This is a genomic window from Bacillus sp. CCNWLW194, from assembly GCF_037120585.1.
Taxonomy (GTDB): Bacteria; Bacillota; Bacilli; order Bacillales; family Bacillaceae_G; genus Bacillus_A; species Bacillus_A basilensis.
Map to the genome: position 1 here is coordinate 253,612 of NZ_JBBBBL010000010.1, position 22,770 is coordinate 276,381.

Consider the following 22,770-nt stretch of genomic DNA (forward strand, 5'->3'; position numbering starts at 1 on the left):
AAATTTACTGTATTAGAACGGTAAATCGTCGTCGGAAATGTCGATCGGTTGACCTACATTTGAAAATGGATCGTCATTCTTCGTAAATCCAGAGTTTCCTTGGTTACCTTGGTTGCCCGAATTACTAGATTGACCAAATGGGTTAGAGCTTTGGTTACCGAAACCAGCTCCTGATGGTTGCTGATTAAATGAACCACGTTGCTCCCCACCGCCATTACGCGGCTCTAAAAATTGTACGCTTTCCGCAAGAACTTCTGTTACATATACACGTTTACCATCTTGTCCATCGTAATTACGAGTTTGAAGACGTCCATCTACGCCTGCTAAGCTACCTTTTTTCAAATAATTTGCTACGTTTTCTGCTTGTTTACGCCATATTACACAATTAATAAAGTCAGCTTCACGCTCACCTTGTTGATTCGCAAATGCGCGATTCACAGCTAACGTAAAAGTAGCTACTGCAACACCATTGGGCGTGTAACGTAAGTCAGGGTCCTTAGTTAAACGACCAACGAGGATAACACGATTCATCAATCGAACCACTCTCCCTTATATATCAATTATTTTTCTTCTTCTTTAACAACGATATGACGAAGGATGTCTTCGTTGATCTTAGCTAAACGGTCGAATTCGTTAATCGCTTCTGCGTTAGAGTTCACGTTTAAGATCATGTAGAAACCTTCACGTAAGTCGTTGATTTCGTAAGCTAAACGACGCTTACCCCACTCTTTCGTGTTAATGATTTCTGCACCATTGTTTGTTAAAACACCTGCAAAACGTTCAACTAAAGCTTTTTGAGCTTCTTCTTCAACGCCAGGACGAATGATGTACATAATTTCGTACTTTCTCATTACACTTTCACCTCCTTTTGGTCTAAACGGCCCATAATGGGCAAGGAGCAATTAATTTATAGTAATTACTCACGAGTTTAGATTATATCATAGTAAGTTAGATGAATCAACTCACCCATACATAAAAAACTTGGCAAACACATAATATATTTGCCAAGCTCATATCTTTATTTTTCCTAGGAAATATTAAATTAAACGTTGAAGCGGAAGTGCATAACGTCTCCGTCTTTTACGATATACTCTTTTCCTTCTAAACGTACTTTTCCAGCTTCTTTTGCAGCTGTCATAGAACCGTTTGTCATTAAATCATCATAAGAAACTGTTTCTGCACGAATAAATCCACGCTCAAAGTCTGTATGAATTACACCCGCACATTGTGGTGCTTTCATACCTTGTTTAAACGTCCATGCACGTACTTCTTGCACACCGGCTGTGAAGTAAGTAGCAAGTCCTAATAAATCATATGCAGCACGAATTAGTTGATCTAAACCAGATTCTTCAATGCCTAGTTCTTCAAGGAATACCTTTTTCTCTTCCTCGTCTAACTCAGCGATTTCTGATTCGATTTTTGCACATACAACGATTACTTGAGAATTTTCATTTACAGCAAATTCTTTTACCATCTGTACGTATTTGTTTTCAGAAGGATCGATAACATCGTCCTCGCTTACGTTTGCTACGTATAACATTTCTTTCGTTGTCAGTAAATGAAGACCTTTAACAATCTTCATCTGCTCTTCTGTAAATTCAACAGTACGAGCCGGTTTTCCCTCTTCGAAAGCTTCTTTTAAACGTACTAAAATTTCATGCTCATATACTGCTTCTTTATCCTTTTGTCTTGCTAGTTTCGCAACACGCTCGATACGTTTATCAACAGATTCTAAGTCTGCTAAGATTAGCTCTAAGTTGATTGTTTCAATGTCATCGATTGGATCTACTTTCCCTGAAACGTGCGTAATATTTTCGTCCTCAAAACAACGAACAACTTGGCAAATTGCATCTACTTGGCGAATGTGAGATAAGAACTTATTTCCTAATCCTTCACCCTTACTAGCCCCTTTTACGATACCTGCAATATCAGTAAACTCAAATACAGTCGGAACAGTTTTTTTCGGTTCTACTAATTCCGTTAATTTATTTAAACGCTCATCTGGTACTTCTACAATTCCTACGTTTGGATCAATTGTACAGAATGGATAGTTTGCAGATTCTGCTCCTGCTTGTGTAATTGCATTAAATAAAGTGGACTTTCCTACGTTAGGTAATCCAACAATCCCAGCCGTTAATCCCATATTTTTCACTCCTATGTCTCAATCTTTCATCATTATAGATAGTAACGAAAAAAATGACAAGTTTCCTCCAAACGAAAAAAAGTAACAGCTACCCACTGCAACTGTTACTTTCTCTCTATTCTTCGTGCTTCACAAGTATTTTTTTCACCTTACGATCAAACTCTCTTCGAGGAATCATTACTGAATGGTCACATCCCTCGCACTTAATGCGGATATCCATTCCCATACGAATAATCTTCCAACGATTCTCACCACATGGGTGGGCTTTCTTCATTTCCACAACATCGTACAAGTTATACTGCTTTTGCTCCATTCTCCAAACCCCTCTCCATACTAAATTGCTTTTCCACTCACCAATTCTTCACGATTATATAAAACCATACGTGGATATGGAATTTCAATACCATGTAAATCTAGACGATTTTTAATTTCTTTACGAAGTGCTCTTGCAATAACCGCATGTTGCATCGGCTCTACTTCTGCAATAACACGTAATATAACTTCTGATGCAGCTAATGTTTGCACGCCTAATAACAGAGGCGTTGTTACCATTTGCTCATATTGCGCAGGTAATTCTTCTAATAATTCTTCAATGACTTGCTCTGCTTTCGCTATGTCAGCCTCATACGAAATAGATACATCAACAAATGCAACACTATTACTAACTGAATAGTTAGTAACTTGAATGATACTTCCGTTTGGTAAAGTATGAATTTCGCCTGTCCAGCTCTTTATTTTTGTTGTACGAAGTCCAATTTCTAAAACGACTCCCTCAAACTGGCCAATTTTCACATAGTCTCCCACTGAAAATTGGTCTTCTAGCAAGATAAATAACCCTGTAATGACATCTTTCACTAAACTTTGAGCACCAAATCCGACCGCTAAACCAATTACGCCGGCACCGGCTAATAAACCAGATGCATTAATATTAAACACACCTAAAATCGCAATTAGCATAATGAACATAACAACGTATGCCACAATATTTTCAAGTAACTTTGCTACTGTAACTGTACGACGTTCTGAAATTTGAATTGGCGAACGACTTCCCATACGAAACGCATTTCGTACAATTGCACGCGCAACTCGTACAACAACTGCACCAATGATTAAAATAATACATATTTTCAATGTCGCTGTTCCAATATCAGCCCAACGATCAGCATTTAATAAATACTGTTTCGTAGCATTAAACCACTTCGTTAATAAATCCATGTACCTCTACCTCTCCAGCCAAAATTTCTTTTTAGTTATCCTTCTTATTGTATCAGAAGTCTTCTAATTGCTGAAAAATTTTTATGATTTTAATTACATTTGTTAACTTCCATGCAGGTATAAAATGGAACGAATAGATATATACTAGTACTATTATTTCCGTTTTCACTCAAGTTTTACAGAAAGTACGCACTTATAGTTTTCCATTTTACTCACCATATAACATATTTTGAAAATTTATTAAAAGGATGGATGCTTCATGAATATTGGAAGTTTTCGCTTACCCTTTTTCGAAAAAGAAACTCAAAATGTTATGCACCAAGACGTAGAAGCCTCCGAGACAATCAGTAACTTCTTACTTTCCCATATCCCTATTAAAACGAATATACCGATTATTCTCGTTTGCATCGGAACAGATCGTTCTACAGGCGATGCACTCGGTCCGTTAGTCGGTACGAAATTAGAACAAGTAGGAATTAAAAACTTCCAAGTGTTCGGCACACTAGATGAGCCGGTACATGCGCTAAATTTAGAAGAAAAAATTCAGAATATACAGAAAGAAAATCCTACTTCATTTATAATTGCGGTTGATGCCTGTTTAGGAAAGTCTCAAAGCATCGGTTCCATCACTACCGGAATGGGGCCTAGTAAACCCGGAGCTGCAATGAATAAGAAATTACCTGCAGTTGGTGACCTACATATTCATGGCATCGTAAATCTAAATGGTTTTATGGAGTTTTTCGTTCTGCAAAATACAAGATTAAGTTTAGTCATGAAAATGGCTGATGTAATTGCACAAAGTATAAAAGAAACAGATCAAAAATTATCTGTATTAAAAAAAGCAAACCATCTATAAATAATAAGATGGTTTGCTTTTTAATTTTTCTGCGCTAATAATTCTAAAATACGATTTAAATCTTCTTTATTAAAAAATTCAATTTCGATTTTACCTTTTTCTTTTTTCGTTTCTTTAATTTTCACATCTGTGCCAAATTTTTCTCTTAAGAACGTTTCGCGTTCTACAAAAAATATGTTTCTCTCTTTTTTCACTTGTTTTGTTTCACGTGAAACGCGCTGATTAATCTCCTGAACAATTTTCTCTAATTGACGAACATTTAATCCTTCTTTTTCGATTCGTTTCAATAAAGATTTTAATTGTTCTTCATCTTTTATTGTAAGTAACGTTCTCCCATGAGCCATTGAAAGTTGACCATTTGCAATCATATCTTGTACAAACGGAGGGAGGCTTAATAACCGCGTATAATTTGCAATGTAAGGTCTGCTCTTACCAAGACGTTTTGCTAATTGTTCTTGCGTTACATTTAGCTCATTCATTAACATTTGATAGGCCATTGCTTCTTCCATTGGATTTAAATCTTCACGTTGTAAGTTTTCAAGCAATGCAAACTCCATCATTTGCTGCTCATTTAATTGTCTTACAACGGCAGGTACCTTTTCGAGTCCGGCCTCTTTAGCAGCACGATATCTTCTTTCACCTGCAACAATTTCATATCCTTTAATACTCTTCCTAGCAATTAACGGTTGTAATATGCCGTGCTCTTTAATAGAAGCCGATAATTCCTGAATCGCATCTTTATTAAAGTGTTTACGTGGTTGATATGGATTCGGTCTTAATTCAGTTATCGTAATCTCCTGAATTGTTTCTTCTTCTTTCACATCTAAATCAGGAAAAAACACATTGATTCCTCTTCCTAATCCTTTAGCCACCTGCAATCACTTCCTCTGCTAAATCTATATATACTTCTGCCCCTCTTGATTTAGCGTCATACTGCATAATTGGTTTCCCATGACTTGGTGCTTCACTCAAGCGAACATTACGAGGGATAATTGAACGATATACTTTATCTCTAAAATACTTTTTCACTTCATCTATAACCTGAATCCCTAAATTTGTACGGGCATCCAACATTGTTAGCAATACACCTTGAATTGCTAGATTTTTATTTAAGTGCTTTTGCACAAGTCGAACTGTATTTAATAGCTGACTTAATCCTTCTAGTGCGTAATATTCGCATTGAACAGGAATAATAACAGAATCTGCTGCGGTTAATGCATTAATCGTTAATAACCCTAAGGACGGGGGACAGTCGATAATAATATAGTCATATTCATCACGAACTGGCTGTAATGCCCTTTGTAAACGTACTTCCCGGGAAATAGTCGGTACCAATTCAATTTCAGCACCTGCCAATTGAATTGTAGCGGGTAGAACATCTAAGTTTTCAGTTGCGGTTTTACGTATAACCCCTTGAACATCTGCATCTTCCACAAGAACGTTGTAAATACATTGATCTAATTCGGATTTTTCAATTCCCACACCAGTCGTTGCATTTCCTTGAGCGTCAATATCTACAAGAAGGACCTTTTTACCTACTTGTGCCAATCCAGCCCCTAAATTAACAGATGTTGTTGTTTTCCCAACGCCACCTTTTTGATTGGCAATAGCAATGATTTTTCCCATGATGTCACCTACTTTCAACCTTTCTATCTTATTCTAGTAACAATTACGTTTATTGTAACATGAAATAAAAGTTTTTCTTTTACGTCCTTATTAAACTTCAAAATTTATTTGTAAACTCCTTCTTCATCTCACAAGAAAATATAGTAAAAGAGACCTATCCAATAGGATCAGGTCTCTAACGCGCCATTATTATTTTTTCTTCGGAATTTTAATTGTAATTTGATAGTACTCATCAAATTCTTCTTCCTCAGAATTAACATTTAAACCACTGTCAGCAACCATTTGTAAGGACTGCCTAATTGTATTCATAGCAATTCTAGTATCTCGACTTACTGCTTTTTGCTTTGCCTTACGCTTCGGTTTTGCTTCCTCTAGTAATTTCGCAATTCGTTCCTCTGTTTGCTTTACATTCAGTTGTTTCTCCACAATTTCCTGTAAAACCTTCAGTTGTAATTCCTCGTTTTTTAAAGGAATGAGCGCGCGAGCATGGCGTTCTGTAATGCTTTTTTCTAATAATGCGCTTTTTATTTCTTCAGGCAACTTTAACAATCGCAACTTATTTGCGATTGTGGATTGTCCTTTTCCAAGTCGTTGTGCCAATGCTTCTTGTGTTAAATTATGTAACTCAATTAGCTTTTGATAGGCCACAGCTTCCTCGATTGCTGTTAGTTCCTCACGTTGCAAGTTTTCAATTAAAGCTACAGAAGCTGTTTCTGTATCATTTAAGTTCTTTATAATTGCAGGAACCTTCTCCCAACCTAACTTTGTTGCCGCACGAAAACGTCTTTCTCCAGCAATAATCTCGTACTTATCATCCTCATACTGCCTCACAACAATTGGTTGAATAAGTCCGTGTGTACGAATCGTTAATGCTAGTTCCTCAATACGCGCATCATCAAAAACTGTTCGTGGTTGATAACGGTTAGGGGTAATATTTACTATCGGAATTTCTTGTATTTCTTCATATACCTTTTTATCTATTTCTTCATGGCTTTCGTCTTGTAATTCGAATTCGCTCTCTTTATCTCCAAAGCCAAATAAACGAGAAAACGTATTTTTCATACATATTCCACCACCTTTTAGGCCTATTGACTATTCTCCATAAAATGTTTCCTATGAAACATTTACGTTTTCATTTATATAATTTAATCTTACGTCTAATAAGATTTATTTTTCAATAGGTAATTTATTGGGTGTTCCCGGTTTGCGTGGATATTTCTTTGGTGTCTTGCGCTTTTTCTCGATTAATAAAATATTACGTTCACTTTCTTCAAACGGTAATTGGAACGTAGACATTTCTTTTAAATTCCCGCCTAGCACCTCTAAAGCATACTTGCCATTTTCAATTTCTTCGTTTGCTGCAGCACCTTTCATTGCAATGAATGTTCCCCCAACTTTTACAAGTGGTAAACATAGCTCACTTAATACTGAAAGACGTGCAACTGCACGTGCCATTACAATATCGTACGATTCACGTACACCTTCTTTTTTCCCAAATGTTTCAGCACGATCATGACAAAACGCGACGTCACTTAATTCCAACTTTTGTGCTAAATGATTTAAGAAATTAATACGTTTTTGCAACGAGTCTACAATCGTCACTTTTAAATGCGGGAAACAGATTTTTAATGGAATACTTGGGAATCCAGCTCCTGCGCCAACATCACAAATTGAGAATGGTTTTGAAAAATCATAGTAAAAAGCAGCTGTAATGGAATCAAAAAAGTGCTTCAAATATACTTCTTCTTTCCCCGTAATAGCCGTTAAGTTCATTTTTTCATTCCATTCTACTAATGTTTCGAAGTAGATTTCGAACTGCTCTAACTGTCTAGAAGAGAGGGTGATACCCTTCTCTTCTAGCATAGATTGAAATTGTTCTATGTTCATCTAACAATATCTCCTTACTATTTATTGGTTCGATACTCGCGCAATTTTTCCTTGTTCAATATACACAAGTAAAATGGAAATATCCGCTGGATTTACGCCAGAAATACGTGAAGCCTGCCCCATTGAAAGTGGACGAACATCTTTCAATTTCTGTCTAGCTTCTGATGCAAGGCTAGAAATCGCATCATAATCAATATCTACAGGGATTTTTTTGTTTTCCATTTTTTTCATACGCTCTACTTGCTGTAAAGATTTTTCGATATATCCTTCGTACTTAATCTGAATTTCAACTTGTTCTGTCACTTCATCACTTAATTCTACTTCACTTGGTACTAAAAGATGAATATGCTCATATGTCATCTCTGGACGACGTAATAAGTCACTTGCACGTATTCCATCTTTCAATTCACTTCCACCAATGCTGCGAATCAATTCTTGAACTTCAGGACGTGGTTTAATAATAATGCTGCTTAAACGTTCCTTTTCCTGTTCAATTTGTAACTTTTTATTTGTAAATCGCTCATAGCGCTCTTCTTTAATTAATCCAATTTCACGACCAACTTCAGTTAAACGAAGATCAGCATTATCGTGGCGTAATAATAGACGGTATTCTGCACGAGACGTTAATAAACGATATGGTTCATTTGTACCTTTCGTAACAAGATCATCAATTAAGACACCAATATAAGCATCCTCACGCCCTAAAATAACTTCTTTCTTACCTAAAGAACGACATGCTGCATTAATCCCAGCCATAAGTCCTTGTCCTGCTGCCTCTTCGTAACCAGAAGTTCCGTTAATTTGTCCTGCTGTATATAAATTTTTAATTTTTTTCGTTTCAAGTGTTGGCCATAGTTGTGTTGGCACAATTGCATCGTATTCAATTGCATAACCTGTACGCATCATTTCAACGTTTTCTAGACCAGGGATTGTTCTAAGCATATCACGCTGCACGTCTTCTGGTAAGCTTGTGGATAAACCTTGTACATACACTTCTTGTGTATTACGTCCTTCTGGCTCTAAGAAAATTTGATGACGTGGTTTATCATTAAACCTTACTACTTTGTCTTCAATTGAAGGACAATATCTAGGTCCTGTTCCCTTAATCATACCAGAATACATAGCTGAGCGATGTAGGTTTTCATCTATTAAACGATGTGTTTCCGTACTTGTATACGTCAACCAACATGGAATTTGATCCATAATAAATTTTGTCGTTTCAAAAGAGAAAGCTCGTGGTTTATCATCACCTGGCTGAATTTCTGTTTTACTGTAATCAATCGTATTACTATTTACACGCGGAGGTGTACCTGTTTTAAATCTAACAAGATCAAATCCAAGCTCCTCTAAATGTTCTGATAACGTAATAGATGGTTGTTGATTATTCGGACCGCTCGAATATTTTAAATCTCCCATAATAATCTCACCGCGTAAAAACGTTCCAGTCGTAATTACAACTGTTTTTGCTGTATATTCAGCACCAGCTTGCGTAATTACCCCTTTACATTCGCCATCTTCAACGATTAAACGCTCTACCATTCCTTGGAACAACGTTAAGTTTGGTGTTTCTTCAATTGTTTTCTTTAATTCATGCTGGTAAGAGAACTTATCTGCTTGTGCTCGAAGTGCGCGTACAGCTGGTCCTTTACCTGTATTTAACATACGCATTTGAATATACGTTTTATCAATGTTGCGTCCCATTTCTCCGCCTAATGCATCAATTTCACGAACAACAATCCCTTTTGCTGGTCCACCAACAGAAGGGTTACATGGCATAAACGCTACCATATCTAAATTAATTGTTAACATTAATGTTTTGGAGCCCATTCGTGCTGCCGCAAGACCAGCTTCACATCCTGCATGACCTGCACCGATTACTATGACATCGTATGAACCGGCATTGTATCCCATCGTTTATTCCTCCTAATAATCTCTATCTTTCTAAAACATCGCTATATTATTTTCCTAAACAAAATTGAGAGAACAACTGGTCAATTAGGCTTTCATGAACGGTATCACCAGTAATTTCACCAAGTATTTCCCACGTCCGTGTTAAATCAATTTGTACCATATCAATTGGCACACCATTTTCTATCGCCTCAATTGCATCTCCAATTGTTCTTCCTGCTTGTGTTAATAATCCAATATGTCTCGCGTTAGAAACATACGTCACATCTGCAGAATCAATTGTTCCTTCAAAAAATAAATCAGCTATTGCCTTTTCAAGCTCATCTATTCCTTGTTCCTCAATTAACGACGTTGTAATAACACGATTTCCCGCTGCCAATGCTGTAACACGTTCCATATCGATTGCTTGTGGTAAATCTGTCTTATTTACAATGACAATGAAATCTTTTCCTTGTACGGCATGGAATAGATCTTCATCCTCATTCGTTAAAGCTTCACTATAATTAACGACAACTAACACTAAATCAGCTTGGCTCATCATTTCCTTTGAACGCTCTACACCAATTCGTTCAACAACATCTTCTGTTTCACGAATCCCGGCTGTATCTATAAGTTTAAGTGGTACACCACGCACATTAACGTACTCTTCAATAACATCACGAGTTGTTCCTGCAATATCAGTTACAATTGCCTTTTTCTCCTGAACGAGACTATTTAATAGCGATGACTTCCCAACGTTAGGTCTACCGATGATTGCAGTAGCAATACCTTCACGTAAAATCTTTCCTTGCTTCGATGTTTCTAATATTTTTGCAATTTCAGCACGAACATGTGTAGCTTTCTCAATTAAAATAGTATGTGTCATTTCTTCCACATCATCATATTCCGGGTAATCTATGTTTACCTCAACATGAGCTAACGTTTCTAATATGTCCTGACGCAGACGGCCGATTAATTTAGATAATCGCCCTTCCATTTGATTAATTGCTACGTTCATTGCACGATCTGTTTTTGCACGGATTAAGTCCATAACAGCTTCTGCTTGTGATAAATCAATACGGCCATTTAAAAAAGCACGTTTTGTAAATTCACCAGGCTCTGCTAATCGTACTCCTTGCGCTAAAATAAGCTGCAATACTTTATTTACCGAAACAAGTCCACCATGACAGTTAATTTCTACTATATTTTCACGTGTAAAAGTCCTTGGTGCACGCATAATAGACACCATCACTTCTTCAATAACCTGATTTGTATCTAAATCAACAATATGACCATAATGAATTGTGTGAGAAGAAACCTCTGTTAAGTCCTTCCCTTTAAAAATACGATTAACTTTTTCAACCGCATCATCCCCACTTACTCGAACAATGGCAATTGCACCCTCTCCAAGCGCTGTGGAAATCGCGGCAATTGTATCGAATTCCATGTCCTTTCACCTCACTTGCTTATTTATCTCTATTTCAACATGATTATTTTCTTCACTAAATTATTAGAATACCATAACGAACCTATCTACAAAAGAATAATAACTCATTTTATTATGTCCTCATGTAAAAAACACTAAACTTATTCACAGTGGATAAGTTTAGTGTTTTTCAGTTATCCACACCTGTTTTCCCCTCAAAAAAAAACCGGCACTCAATTGAGTAACCGGTCATTTGGAAGATATTACAACATGTCGATGTGGTTCTTTTCCTTCAGAAGTTGTAATGATATTTTGATGATTAGATAATGCTTGGTGAATAATCTTTCGTTCAAAAGATGGCATAGGTTCCAACACAACTCTTTTTTTCGTACTTACTACTTGTTTTGCTAATCGATAAGAAAGTGCTTCTAATGTAGCTTTTCTTTTACTACGATAATTTTCAGCATCTAGTGTGATACCAATATACTGCCTCGTATTGCGATTTGCCACAAGTTTCGTTAAATACTGTAAAGAATTCAAGGTGTTTCCTCTTTTCCCAATCAAAACACCTATGTTTTCTCCAGAAATTGTAAATTCAACTTCGCGTCCTTTTACAATTTTACTAATCTCAGCTTCCACACCCATATCGTGAATAACATTTTTTAAATATTCTTCACATTCTTGAATTGGATCTTTCTTCAATACAACTTCTACTACTGCAGGTCGGTTCCCAAATAAGCCTAAGAATCCTCTTTTACCCTCATCGATAATATTTATATCCACTCGGTCTTTTGAAACATTTAATTGCCTTAAAGCATCTTGTACTGCCAGCTCGACTGTTTGTCCTTTAGCAGTAATTATACTCACTTGCTTGATCCTCCTGCCTTACTAGCCTTAATTTCCGGCCCTTTGATCAAGTACATTTGAGCGATACCAAAGATATTACCAACAACCCAGTAAAGTGATAATGCAGCTGGGAAGTTAATTGCAAAGATTAAAATCATGATTGGCATTAGCCAAATCATCATTGCCATTTGCGGATTTTGACCAGCAGTTCCTGCCATTGCAAGTTTTTGCTGAATAAATGTCGTAATTGCCGCAACAACCGGTAAGATATAGTACGGATCTGCCTGTCCTAAGTCGAACCATAAGAATGTATGCTTACTAATTTCTGCTGTTCTCATAATCGCATGGTAAAACGCGAATAAAATAGGCATCTGAACAAAGATTGGTAAACATCCTGCTAATGGGTTTACACCATTTTTCTGGTATAACTGCATCATTTCTTGTTGTAGTTTTTGCTGTGTTGCCTGATCTTTAGAGCTATATTTCTCTTTTAACTTCACCATTTCTGGTTGTAACGCTTGCATTGCCTTCGTACTCTTCGTTTGTTTAATCATTAATGGTAATAATGCAAAACGAATAATAAGAGTCGTAACAACGATTGCTAAACCATAATTACTACCAAATAAGTTGGCAAAATACGTAATTAATTGAGAAAGCGGGTATACGAAGTATTCATTCCAAATTCCAGTGCTTTTTGGTGTAATTGGCTGATTTACTTCACTACAGCCAGCAGTAATCGCCATTAATGCAACAACCATGGCTAGTAAACCTAATTTCTTTTTCAAAGCCTACTCCTCCTTGTATCGGTATGTATATAGTGTAATTCATTTCCTTACGCTACTTTTTATTCTTTTTCATACCAGAGCGTTTAAAGACATGAATTAAGCTTTTCTTTAATTCTTCATATGTCATCTCTGCACAAGGCTTCCTTGCTATTATAACAAAATCTTTTCCAGAATCTATCTCATCTTTTAATTCTGTGATCGACTGGCGAATCATACGTTTAATTCGGTTACGCACTACTGCATTTCCTATTTTCTTGCTGACAGAAAGGCCAATACGAAAGTTTGGCTGCTCTTCTTTATCTAGTTGATAGACAACAAACTGACGATTCGCATTCGATTTTCCTTTTTGAAAAACCGTCTGGAATTCATCATTCTTTTTTATACGATGTTTTTTCTTCATATCAATTGACACTCCTGTAGTTCATCAGCGGAAATTCACTATTATTAGAAAAAAAGACCACTGAACGATCAGTGGTCTACGCAGATAATACTTTTCTTCCTTTACGACGACGAGCTGCTAGCACTTTACGTCCGTTCGCTGTGCTCATACGGCTGCGGAAACCATGTACTTTGCTGCGCTTACGTTTATTTGGTTGGTAAGTTCTTTTCATTATATGACACCTCCCTGAGGAATATCTGTTAAAGACAGTCCTATAAATTATAGTTAATCAACTAGGAAAATGTCAATGGTTCTCGAAATTTTCATCAAATATTCATTTTGAACCTATTCACATACTTTTTCACAGATCCTATATTTCCTTGTGGATAAATGTTTTTTCTTGTTTTTTATATCCACAAACTCGTTTCGTACTTTTACACAGTATATCGTATTGTGGACAAGTTTATTCCACAAGGTATTGATTTTGTGGATAACTTTCTTAATTTCATTGCTATAGCTACTTTTTTTTGATATTATAGTTGTGTTTTCACTTTGAATAAGTTTTCCACATCTTTATCTTATCCACAAATTGTGTATAACATGTGGACAGTTTTAATCACATGTGGGTAAATGCTTATCCACATTCGCTTTTTTTGTCGAAAACCCTATCTCATATACAAACGACGTTTTTAGGTTTTAAAATACGTTTCGTATAAATATACATTTTATATTTATTTAGGTTGTACATTTGTTGCGCAACCTTATTCTTTTACCATCTTAGTAAAGGAGGGACACCTTTGGAAAACATCTCTGATTTATGGAACAGTGCCTTAAAAGAACTAGAAAAAAAGGTCAGTAAACCCAGTTATGAAACATGGTTAAAATCAACAACCGCACATAATTTAAAGAAAGACGTATTAACAATTACGGCTCCAAATGAATTCGCTCGTGATTGGTTAGAATCTCATTATTCAGAGCTAATTTCGGAAACACTTTATGATTTAACAGGGGCAAAATTAGCTATTCGCTTTATTATTCCCCAAAGTCAAGCGGAAGAGGAGATCGATCTTCCTCCTGCTAAACCAAATTCAGCACAAGATGATTCTAATCATTTACCACAGAGTATGCTAAACCCAAAATATACGTTTGATACATTTGTTATTGGCTCTGGTAACCGTTTTGCTCACGCTGCTTCATTGGCCGTAGCCGAAGCACCAGCTAAAGCATATAATCCCCTCTTTATTTACGGGGGAGTTGGACTTGGAAAGACCCATTTAATGCACGCAATTGGTCATTATGTAATTGAACATAACCCAAACGCAAAGGTTGTATATTTATCATCAGAAAAATTTACAAATGAATTCATTAATTCTATTCGTGATAATAAAGCGGTCGATTTCCGTAATAAATACCGCAATGTAGATGTTTTATTAATAGATGATATTCAATTTTTAGCAGGAAAAGAACAAACTCAAGAAGAGTTTTTCCATACATTCAATGCATTACACGAAGAAAGTAAACAAATTGTAATTTCAAGTGATCGGCCACCAAAAGAAATTCCAACTTTAGAAGATCGTCTTCGTTCTCGCTTTGAATGGGGACTTATTACGGATATTACGCCACCAGATTTAGAAACACGAATTGCAATTTTACGTAAAAAAGCAAAGGCTGAAGGACTTGATATACCAAATGAGGTCATGCTTTATATTGCAAATCAAATTGATTCAAATATTCGTGAACTAGAAGGCGCACTCATCCGAGTTGTAGCTTATTCATCTTTAATTAACAAAGATATTAATGCTGATTTAGCAGCTGAAGCACTTAAAGATATTATTCCAAATTCTAAACCAAAAATTATCTCCATTTATGATATCCAAAAGGCTGTCGGGGATGTTTATCAAGTAAAATTAGAAGATTTCAAGGCGAAAAAGCGAACAAAATCAGTTGCCTTTCCTCGCCAAATTGCAATGTATTTATCACGCGAACTTACAGACTCCTCCTTACCTAAAATAGGTGAAGAATTCGGTGGACGTGATCATACAACCGTTATCCATGCCCATGAAAAAATTTCTAAGCTACTTAAAACGGATACGCAATTACAAAAGCAAGTTGAAGAAATTAACGATATTTTAAAGTAGTAGCTGAATAGTGTGAATAACTTCCCTTGTTTTACGCACAGTCTATCCACATGTAGATAGACTGTTTTTACATCTTTCAAAGGAGTTATCCACATATCCACAAGCCCTACTACTATTACTACTATTTTTTATCTTTATTAATTAAATAAAATCATATACTTACCGGAGGTTTTTCTTTATGCGTTTTACAATACAAAAAGACTATCTTGTAAGAAGTGTACAAGATGTAATGAAGGCTGTTTCTTCTCGTACAACAATTCCGATCCTTACAGGAATTAAAGTTGTCGCTACGGAAGAAGGAGTTACATTAACAGGAAGTGATGCTGATATTTCGATTGAATCTTTTATCCCAGTTGAAGAAGATGGAAAAGAAATCGTAGAAGTAAGACAATCAGGAAGTATTGTTTTACAGGCAAAATATTTTAGTGAAATTGTAAAAAAATTACCTAAAGAAACTGTAGAAATTTCTGTGGAAAATCATTTGATGACAAAAATAACTTCTGGAAAATCAGAGTTTAATTTAAATGGTTTAGATTCTGCAGAATATCCATTGTTACCACAAATTGAAGAACATCATGTTTTTAAAATTCCAACGGATTTACTTAAACATATGATCAGACAAACTGTATTCGCAGTTTCCACTTCTGAAACAAGACCGATCTTGACAGGTGTAAACTGGAAGGTATATAACAGCGAACTAACTTGCATTGCTACAGATAGTCACAGGTTGGCCCTGAGAAAAGCAAAAATCGAAGGCATTGGAGATGAATTCCAAGCGAGTGTTGTTATTCCAGGGAAAAGTTTAAATGAATTAAGCAAAATTCTAGATGAATCTGAAGAAATGGTAGATATCGTTATTACGGAGTATCAAGTATTATTCCGTACAAAACATTTATTATTCTTCTCAAGATTGTTAGAAGGAAACTACCCTGATACAACTCGTTTAATTCCAGCAGAGAGTAAAACGGATATTTTTGTAAATACAAAAGAATTTTTACAAGCAATTGATCGTGCATCTCTATTAGCAAGAGATGGTCGTAATAATGTTGTGAAATTATCAACCTTAGAACAGGAAATGCTAGAAATTTCTTCCAATTCACCAGAAATCGGAAAAGTAGTAGAAGAAGTTCAATGTGAAAAAGTAGATGGGGAAGAGTTAAAAATATCTTTTAGTGCAAAATATATGATGGATGCACTAAAGGCATTAGATAGTACTGAAATTAAGATTAGCTTTACTGGAGCAATGAGACCATTCTTAATTCGTACAGTAAATGATGAATCCATTATTCAATTAATTTTACCGGTTCGTACTTACTAAGTAAGAAATAAGGGTTGCTAGTTTTCAGATGCTAGTAGCCCTTATTTGATTTTTGGGTATTACTTTCCTAATGCTAGTTTATTTAGTACAATGAAAGAATGAACACTTTCAGAAAGTGAGCGATTTTATGAAACGTATTAAAATTTCAACAGAGTATATTACACTAGGACAATTTTTAAAGTTAGCCGATGTAATTGATACAGGTGGCGCTGTAAAATGGTTTTTACAAGAATATGAAGTGTACGTGAATCAAGAACTTGAAAATAGAAGAGGTCGCAAACTGTATGCGAACGATATTATTGAAATTCCAGGAAGCGGAACTTTCCAAGTTCAGGCATAAAGGGGGAGCCCTTTGTTTATTAAAGAAATACAATTAAAAAACTATCGCAATTATGAAAAATTAGAGCTTTCCTTTGAGGATAAGGTCAATGTAATTATTGGCGAAAATGCACAAGGGAAAACAAATTTGATGGAAGCTATTTACGTATTAGCGATGGCGAAATCTCATAGAACCTCTAATGATCGTGAGCTCATTCGCTGGGATGAAGATTATGGTCAAATCAAAGGTAGCTTGCAAAAAAGAAACAGTTCTTTGTCTTTAGAGTTAAATATTTCTAAAAAAGGCAAAAAGGCAAAGTTAAATCAACTTGAACAACAAAAACTAAGCCAATACATCGGTGAAATGAATGTTGTCATGTTTGCCCCAGAAGATTTAAATCTTGTAAAAGGAAGCCCTCAAGTAAGAAGACGCTTTTTAGATATGGAACTTGGACAAATAGCACCCGTTTATTTGTATGAACTAAGTCAATATCAAAAGGTGCTCACGCAACGAAATCACTTGCTTAAAAAAATGCAAGGGAATAGCAAAAATGAGGAAACGATGTTGGATGTATTTACACTTCAACTCATTGAACATGGTACAAAAATATTGCGAAAACGTTTTGAGTTTTTGCACTTACTACAAGAATGGGCTGCACCAATCCATCGTGGGATTAGTAGAGGATTAGAGGAGTTAGAAATCATCTATAAACCAAGCGTAGATGTATCAGAATCAATGGATTTGTCGAAAATAAAAGAAGTATACTATGAAAGTTTTCAATCCGTGAAACAACGTGAAATTTTCCGTGGTACGACTTTAATAGGTCCTCATCGTGATGATTTACAATTCTTCGTTAATGGTAAAAATGTTCAAGTCTTTGGTTCGCAAGGACAACAACGAACGACCGCACTGTCCCTAAAATTAGCTGAAATTGAATTGATTTACTCAGAAGTTAAGGAATATCCAATTCTTTTATTAGATGATGTTTTATCAGAGCTAGATAATTATCGTCAATCACATCTGTTAAATACAATTCAAGGTAAGGTGCAAACATTTGTGACAACGACGAGTGTCGACGGAATTGAACACGAAACATTGAAAGAAGCAAAAACAATTCATGTAACGAACGGCACGGTAGATTGTGAAATAGATAGGGCATAACCCCCGTTTAAATGGAAAAGTAGGTGATCTTTGTGTCAATGGACCAAAAACAAATGCAAGAGAACGCATATGATGAAAGCCAAATACAGGTGCTTGAGGGACTAGAGGCAGTTCGGAAACGTCCAGGTATGTATATTGGATCTACGAGTGGAAAAGGACTTCACCACCTTGTGTGGGAAATTGTCGATAATAGTATCGATGAAGCATTAGCAGGATATTGCGATGAAATTAATGTTAGCATCGAAGAAGATAATAGTATTCTTGTAACCGATAATGGACGTGGTATTCCAGTTGGTATACAAGAAAAAATGGGACGTCCTGCAGTAGAGGTTATTATGACTGTCCTTCACGCTGGTGGTAAATTTGGCGGTGGCGGTTATAAAGTTTCTGGCGGTTTGCATGGTGTTGGAGCATCTGTTGTAAATGCATTATCAACAGAACTAGAGGTATTTGTACATCGTGATGGTAAAATCCATTACCAAAAATACGAAAGAGGTATTCCGGTTGCTGATTTAAAAGTTATCGGTGATACAAATCAAACAGGAACAATAACTCGCTTTAAGCCAGATCCAGAAATCTTTAAAGAGACGACAGAATATGAATTTGATACGTTAGCAACTCGTATGCGTGAGTTGGCGTTTTTAAATCGTAATATTAAATTAACAATTGAAGATAAGCGTGAACATAAGCAAAAGAAAGAGTTCCATTATGAAGGTGGAATTAAATCTTATGTGGAGCATTTAAATCGTTCAAAACAACCAATCCATGAAGAGCCTGTATATGTGGAAGGTTCAAAAGATGGAATCCAGGTTGAAGTTTCGTTGCAATATAACGAAGGATATACAAATCATATTTACTCATTTACAAATAATATTCATACGTATGAAGGTGGTACACATGAGGTAGGATTCAAAACTGCCCTAACGCGTGTAATCAACGATTATGGTCGAAAAAATAATATTTTAAAGGATGCGGATAGTAATTTAACTGGTGAAGATGTTCGTGAAGGTTTAACAGCGATCGTATCAATTAAACATCCAAATCCACAATTTGAAGGACAAACGAAGACGAAACTTGGAAATAGTGAAGCGAGAACGATTACAGAATCTGTATTCTCGGAGGCCTTTGAAAAGTTCTTACTAGAAAATCCAAATGTTGCGCGTAAAATTGTAGATAAAGGTACGATGGCAGCGCGCGCGCGTGTAGCTGCTAAAAAAGCTCGTGAATTAACACGTAGAAAGAGTGCATTAGAAGTTTCAAGTTTACCAGGTAAATTAGCGGATTGTTCTTCGAAAGATCCAGCAATCAGTGAAATTTACATCGTAGAGGGTGACTCTGCCGGCGGATCTGCGAAACAAGGACGTGACCGTCATTTCCAAGCGATTTTACCACTTAAAGGTAAAATTATTAACGTTGAAAAGGCGCGATTAGATAAAATTTTATCTAATGATGAAGTGCGTACAATTATTACAGCAATTGGTACAAATATTGGTGGGGATTTCGATATTGAGAAGGCTCGTTATCATAAAATTATTATTATGACGGATGCCGACGTGGATGGTGCACATATACGTACCCTATTATTAACGTTCTTCTATCGTTATATGCGTCAAATAATTGAGTGTGGTTATATCTATATTGCACAACCACCATTGTTTAAAGTACAACAAGGTAAAAAAATTCAATATGCTTACAACGATAAGGAACTTGAAAAAATACTAGCTGAATTACCAGCCCAACCTAAACCTGGAATTCAGCGTTATAAAGGTCTAGGAGAAATGAATCCAACCCAGCTGTGGGAGACAACAATGGACCCAGAAGTACGTTCGTTACTTCAAGTTTCTCTTCAAGATGCAATTGAAGCAGATGAAACATTTGAGATTTTAATGGGGGATAAAGTAGAGCCACGCCGTAACTTTATCCAAGAAAATGCAAAATACGTGAAAAACCTTGATATTTAAATGAGTAATGACAGGAATTTAAGTATTCCTGTCTTCTACATATAAATCAATGTATGTGTAACGGAAATGTAAGAGGAGGTGCTCGTTGATGTCAGACAATCAACAACAAGCACGAATTCGAGAAATTAATATTAGTCATGAAATGCGTACCTCATTTTTAGATTACGCGATGAGTGTTATCGTATCTCGTGCATTACCAGATGTTCGTGATGGGTTAAAACCGGTTCATCGTAGGGTTTTATATGCGATGAATGATTTAGGAATTACAGCTGATAAAGCATATAAGAAGTCGGCGCGTATTGTCGGCGAAGTAATCGGTAAGTATCACCCCCACGGAGATTCAGCTGTTTATGAAACGATGGTACGTATGGCGCAAGATTTTAGTCAACGTTATATGCTTGTTGATGGTCATGGTAACTTTGGTTCTGTTGATGGAGATTCAGCGGCAGCAATGCGTTATACAGAAGCAAGAATGTCTAAGATTTCTATGGAATTAATACGTGATATTTCAAAAAATACAATTGATTATCAAGATAACTATGATGGTTCTGAAAGAGAGCCAATTGTATTACCAGCTCGTTTCCCTAACCTACTAGTAAATGGTACGACGGGTATTGCAGTTGGTATGGCAACAAACATTCCGCCGCATCAACTTGGCGAAGTAATTGATGGTGTATTGGCATTAAGCCATAACCCTGACATTACGATTGCGGAATTAATGGAGTATATTCCTGGGCCAGACTTCCCAACGTCAGGTTTAATCTTAGGGCGAAGTGGTATTCGTAGAGCTTATGAAACAGGACGAGGTTCTATTATGCTTCGTGCCAAAGTTGAAATTGAAGAGAAATCAAATGGTAAACAATCTATTATCGTAACGGAACTACCTTATCAAGTTAATAAGGCACGATTAATTGAAAAAATTGCAGAATTAGTTCGCGATAAGAAAATTGAAGGTATTACAGATTTACGTGATGAATCAGATCGAAATGGTATGCGTATTGTTATGGAAGTACGTCGTGATGCAAATGCCAATGTACTATTAAATAATCTATATAAACACACGGCACTTCAAACAAGCTTCGGTATTAATATGTTGTCTCTTGTAAATGGAGAGCCGCAAGTCCTAAATTTAAAACAAAATCTATATTACTATTTAGAGCATCAAAAGGTAGTAATTCGTAGACGTACTGCTTACGAATTAGAGAAAGCAGAAGCACGTGCCCACATTCTAGAGGGATTACGCATTGCGTTAGATCACCTTGATGAAGTTATTACTTTAATCCGTAGTTCAAAAACAGCTGATATCGCAAAGCAAGGTTTAATGGAACGTTTCGGTTTAAGTGAGAAACAAGCACAAGCGATTTTAGATATGCGCTTGCAACGTTTAACAGGATTAGAACGTGAGAAAATCGAGCAAGAATATCAAGATTTAATGAAGTTAATTGCTGAATTAAAGGCGATATTAGCAGATGAAGAGAAAGTTCTTGAGATTATTCGAGAAGAATTAACAGAAGTAAAAGAGCGCTTCAATGATAAGAGACGAACAGAAATTACAATCGGCGGTATGGAATTTATTGAAGATGAAGATCTAATTCCAGAGCAAAATATTGCAATTACGTTAACTCATAATGGTTATATTAAGAGGTTACCAGCTTCTACGTACAAAACACAGAACCGTGGTGGACGTGGTGTACAAGGAATGGGAACGAACGATGATGACTTCGTAGAACATTTATTGACTACTTCTACACATGATCATATTTTATTCTTCACAAACAAGGGTAAAGTATACCGTACAAAAGGATATGAAATTCCAGAGTATAGTCGTACAGCGAAAGGGCTACCGATTATTAACCTATTAGGGGTAGATAAAGGTGAGTGGATCAACGCCATTATTCCAATTCGTGAGTTTGGTGACGATCAGTTCCTATTCTTTACAACGAAACAAGGTATCTCTAAGAGAACGCCACTCTCATCATTTGCAAATATACGTACGAACGGTTTAATTGCAATTTCGCTTCGTGAAGAAGATGAAGTGATTTCTGTACGTTTAACATCTGGTGATAAAGATATTATCGTAGGGACAAGTAACGGTATGTTAATCCGCTTCAACGAACAAGATGTACGTTCTATGGGCCGTAATGCAGCTGGTGTAAAAGCTATTACACTAGGCGAAGAGGACCAAGTCGTAGGTATGGAAATTGTTGAAGAAGATACGAATGTTTTAATCGTAACGAAGAATGGGTATGGTAAACGTACGCCGGTTGAAGAGTATAGACTACAGAGTCGTGGTGGTAAAGGTCTGAAGACTTGTAACATTACAGATAAGAACGGTAAATTAGTAGCGGTTAAGTCTGTAACAGGTGAAGAAGACATTATGTTAATTACAGCAGCGGGTGTTATTATTCGTATGCCAGTTGATCAAATCTCTCAAATGGGACGTAATACACAAGGTGTTCGTCTAATTCGATTAGAAGATGAGCAAGAGGTAGCGACGGTAGCAAAAGCACAAAAAGATGACGAAGAAGAAACAAGCGAAGAGGTTTCTTCAGAAGAATAAGAGAGGGAGATTTCTCCCCTCTTTATTTTTTTATAATAATACTTGCATAGATAAGAGAAAGCTTATATAATAGGCAGAGTCAGCAAATGAGAGATACAAGTTATCGAAAAAAACTTGTTGACGAAAATAATATACTATGATATATTATAAAAGTCGCTGAAACGCGATGTTGAACTTTGAAAACTAAACGAAACAAACAACGTGAAACGTCAATTTTTATTTTTAGATGCTAGACAAACTAACTTTATTGGAGAGTTTGATCC

General features: G+C 36.1%; 22 protein-coding genes. 7 read left to right on the forward strand and 15 right to left on the reverse strand.

Annotation, left to right across the window (positions count from 1 at the left end):
- Positions 1-12: 12 nt before the first annotated feature.
- From ssb to V7S50_RS22685, 5 genes are all read right to left on the reverse strand, one after another.
- Positions 13-534 (reverse strand): single-stranded DNA-binding protein, encoded by a 522-nt coding sequence (gene ssb / locus V7S50_RS22665; RefSeq protein ID WP_000981963.1) that lies wholly within the window; start codon positions 532-534, stop codon positions 13-15.
- Between the two features lie 26 nt (positions 535-560).
- On the reverse strand, positions 561-851 hold the full coding sequence (gene rpsF / locus V7S50_RS22670) for a 30S ribosomal protein S6 (RefSeq protein WP_001233781.1): 291 nt from the start codon (positions 849-851) through the stop codon (positions 561-563).
- Between the two features lie 191 nt (positions 852-1,042).
- Complete coding sequence (ychF, locus tag V7S50_RS22675; protein ID WP_242254052.1) at positions 1,043-2,143, reverse strand: redox-regulated ATPase YchF; 1,101 nt, start codon at positions 2,141-2,143, stop codon at positions 1,043-1,045.
- A gap of 115 nt (positions 2,144-2,258) precedes the next feature.
- Positions 2,259-2,456, reverse strand: a complete 198-nt coding sequence (locus V7S50_RS22680) for a DUF951 domain-containing protein (protein ID WP_000436051.1) — start codon at positions 2,454-2,456, stop codon at positions 2,259-2,261.
- A 20-nt stretch (positions 2,457-2,476) separates the two neighbouring features.
- On the reverse strand, positions 2,477-3,358 hold the full coding sequence (locus tag V7S50_RS22685; protein WP_242254050.1) for a mechanosensitive ion channel family protein: 882 nt from the start codon (positions 3,356-3,358) through the stop codon (positions 2,477-2,479).
- Positions 3,359-3,617: 259 nt separating this feature from the next.
- On the opposite strand from V7S50_RS22685, the gene yyaC reads away from it, so the two are divergent.
- Positions 3,618-4,214, forward strand: a complete 597-nt coding sequence (gene yyaC, locus V7S50_RS22690) for a spore protease YyaC (RefSeq protein ID WP_242254048.1) — start codon at positions 3,618-3,620, stop codon at positions 4,212-4,214.
- 20 nt (positions 4,215-4,234) lie between these two features.
- Here yyaC and spo0J read toward each other — a convergent pair whose 3' ends face one another.
- From spo0J to rpmH, 10 genes are all read right to left on the reverse strand, one after another.
- Positions 4,235-5,086, reverse strand: coding sequence for a stage 0 sporulation protein Spo0J (spo0J, locus tag V7S50_RS22695; protein ID WP_080468614.1), 852 nt, complete (start codon positions 5,084-5,086; stop codon positions 4,235-4,237).
- The gene (soj, locus tag V7S50_RS22700; protein WP_000516117.1) at positions 5,079-5,840 is read right to left on the reverse strand and encodes a sporulation initiation inhibitor protein Soj; all 762 of its coding nucleotides are present in this window, start codon (positions 5,838-5,840) and stop codon (positions 5,079-5,081) included. Before soj ends, spo0J begins: the two co-directional genes overlap by 8 nt.
- A 189-nt stretch (positions 5,841-6,029) precedes the next feature.
- Complete coding sequence (noc, locus tag V7S50_RS22705; RefSeq protein WP_000799026.1) at positions 6,030-6,902, reverse strand: nucleoid occlusion protein; 873 nt, start codon at positions 6,900-6,902, stop codon at positions 6,030-6,032.
- Positions 6,903-7,007: 105 nt separating this feature from the next.
- Positions 7,008-7,727: a 16S rRNA (guanine(527)-N(7))-methyltransferase RsmG gene (rsmG, locus tag V7S50_RS22710; protein ID WP_242254046.1), complete on the reverse strand. Its 720-nt coding sequence runs from the start codon at positions 7,725-7,727 to the stop codon at positions 7,008-7,010.
- A gap of 21 nt (positions 7,728-7,748) precedes the next feature.
- Positions 7,749-9,638: a tRNA uridine-5-carboxymethylaminomethyl(34) synthesis enzyme MnmG gene (gene mnmG / locus V7S50_RS22715; RefSeq protein ID WP_063223994.1), complete on the reverse strand. Its 1,890-nt coding sequence runs from the start codon at positions 9,636-9,638 to the stop codon at positions 7,749-7,751.
- Between the two features lie 46 nt (positions 9,639-9,684).
- Positions 9,685-11,061, reverse strand: a complete 1,377-nt coding sequence (mnmE, locus tag V7S50_RS22720) for a tRNA uridine-5-carboxymethylaminomethyl(34) synthesis GTPase MnmE (protein WP_242254045.1) — start codon at positions 11,059-11,061, stop codon at positions 9,685-9,687.
- A 228-nt stretch (positions 11,062-11,289) separates the two neighbouring features.
- Positions 11,290-11,907, reverse strand: coding sequence for an RNA-binding cell elongation regulator Jag/EloR (gene jag / locus V7S50_RS22725; protein WP_063223996.1), 618 nt, complete (start codon positions 11,905-11,907; stop codon positions 11,290-11,292).
- Entirely contained in the window at positions 11,904-12,671 is a 768-nt protein-coding gene (spoIIIJ, locus tag V7S50_RS22730) for a YidC family membrane integrase SpoIIIJ (protein ID WP_063223997.1), read from the reverse strand. The genes jag and spoIIIJ overlap by 4 nt, the downstream gene beginning before the upstream one ends.
- A 52-nt stretch (positions 12,672-12,723) precedes the next feature.
- A complete protein-coding gene (gene rnpA, locus V7S50_RS22735; RefSeq protein ID WP_063223998.1) occupies positions 12,724-13,071 on the reverse strand; it encodes a ribonuclease P protein component in 348 nt (115 codons plus the stop codon).
- 76 nt (positions 13,072-13,147) lie between these two features.
- A complete protein-coding gene (gene rpmH / locus V7S50_RS22740; RefSeq protein WP_000831901.1) occupies positions 13,148-13,282 on the reverse strand; it encodes a 50S ribosomal protein L34 in 135 nt (44 codons plus the stop codon).
- 565 nt (positions 13,283-13,847) lie between these two features.
- On the opposite strand from rpmH, the gene dnaA reads away from it, so the two are divergent.
- The 6 genes from dnaA (at position 13,848) to gyrA (ending at position 22,507) form a co-directional block, all read left to right on the forward strand.
- Positions 13,848-15,188 (forward strand): chromosomal replication initiator protein DnaA, encoded by a 1,341-nt coding sequence (dnaA, locus tag V7S50_RS22745; protein ID WP_097951318.1) that lies wholly within the window; start codon positions 13,848-13,850, stop codon positions 15,186-15,188.
- A 178-nt stretch (positions 15,189-15,366) separates the two neighbouring features.
- A complete protein-coding gene (gene dnaN / locus V7S50_RS22750; protein ID WP_063223999.1) occupies positions 15,367-16,506 on the forward strand; it encodes a DNA polymerase III subunit beta in 1,140 nt (379 codons plus the stop codon).
- Between the two features lie 127 nt (positions 16,507-16,633).
- On the forward strand, positions 16,634-16,846 hold the full coding sequence (gene yaaA, locus V7S50_RS22755) for a S4 domain-containing protein YaaA (protein WP_000821369.1): 213 nt from the start codon (positions 16,634-16,636) through the stop codon (positions 16,844-16,846).
- Positions 16,847-16,858: 12 nt separating this feature from the next.
- Positions 16,859-17,986 carry a DNA replication/repair protein RecF gene (gene recF, locus V7S50_RS22760; protein ID WP_242254042.1) on the forward strand — a complete coding sequence of 376 codons (1,128 nt, stop codon included), beginning with the start codon at positions 16,859-16,861 and terminating at the stop codon, positions 17,984-17,986.
- A 38-nt stretch (positions 17,987-18,024) separates the two neighbouring features.
- Entirely contained in the window at positions 18,025-19,947 is a 1,923-nt protein-coding gene (gene gyrB, locus V7S50_RS22765) for a DNA topoisomerase (ATP-hydrolyzing) subunit B (RefSeq protein ID WP_063224001.1), read from the forward strand.
- Positions 19,948-20,035: 88 nt separating this feature from the next.
- Entirely contained in the window at positions 20,036-22,507 is a 2,472-nt protein-coding gene (gyrA, locus tag V7S50_RS22770) for a DNA gyrase subunit A (protein WP_063224002.1), read from the forward strand.
- Positions 22,508-22,770: the final 263 nt, after the last annotated feature.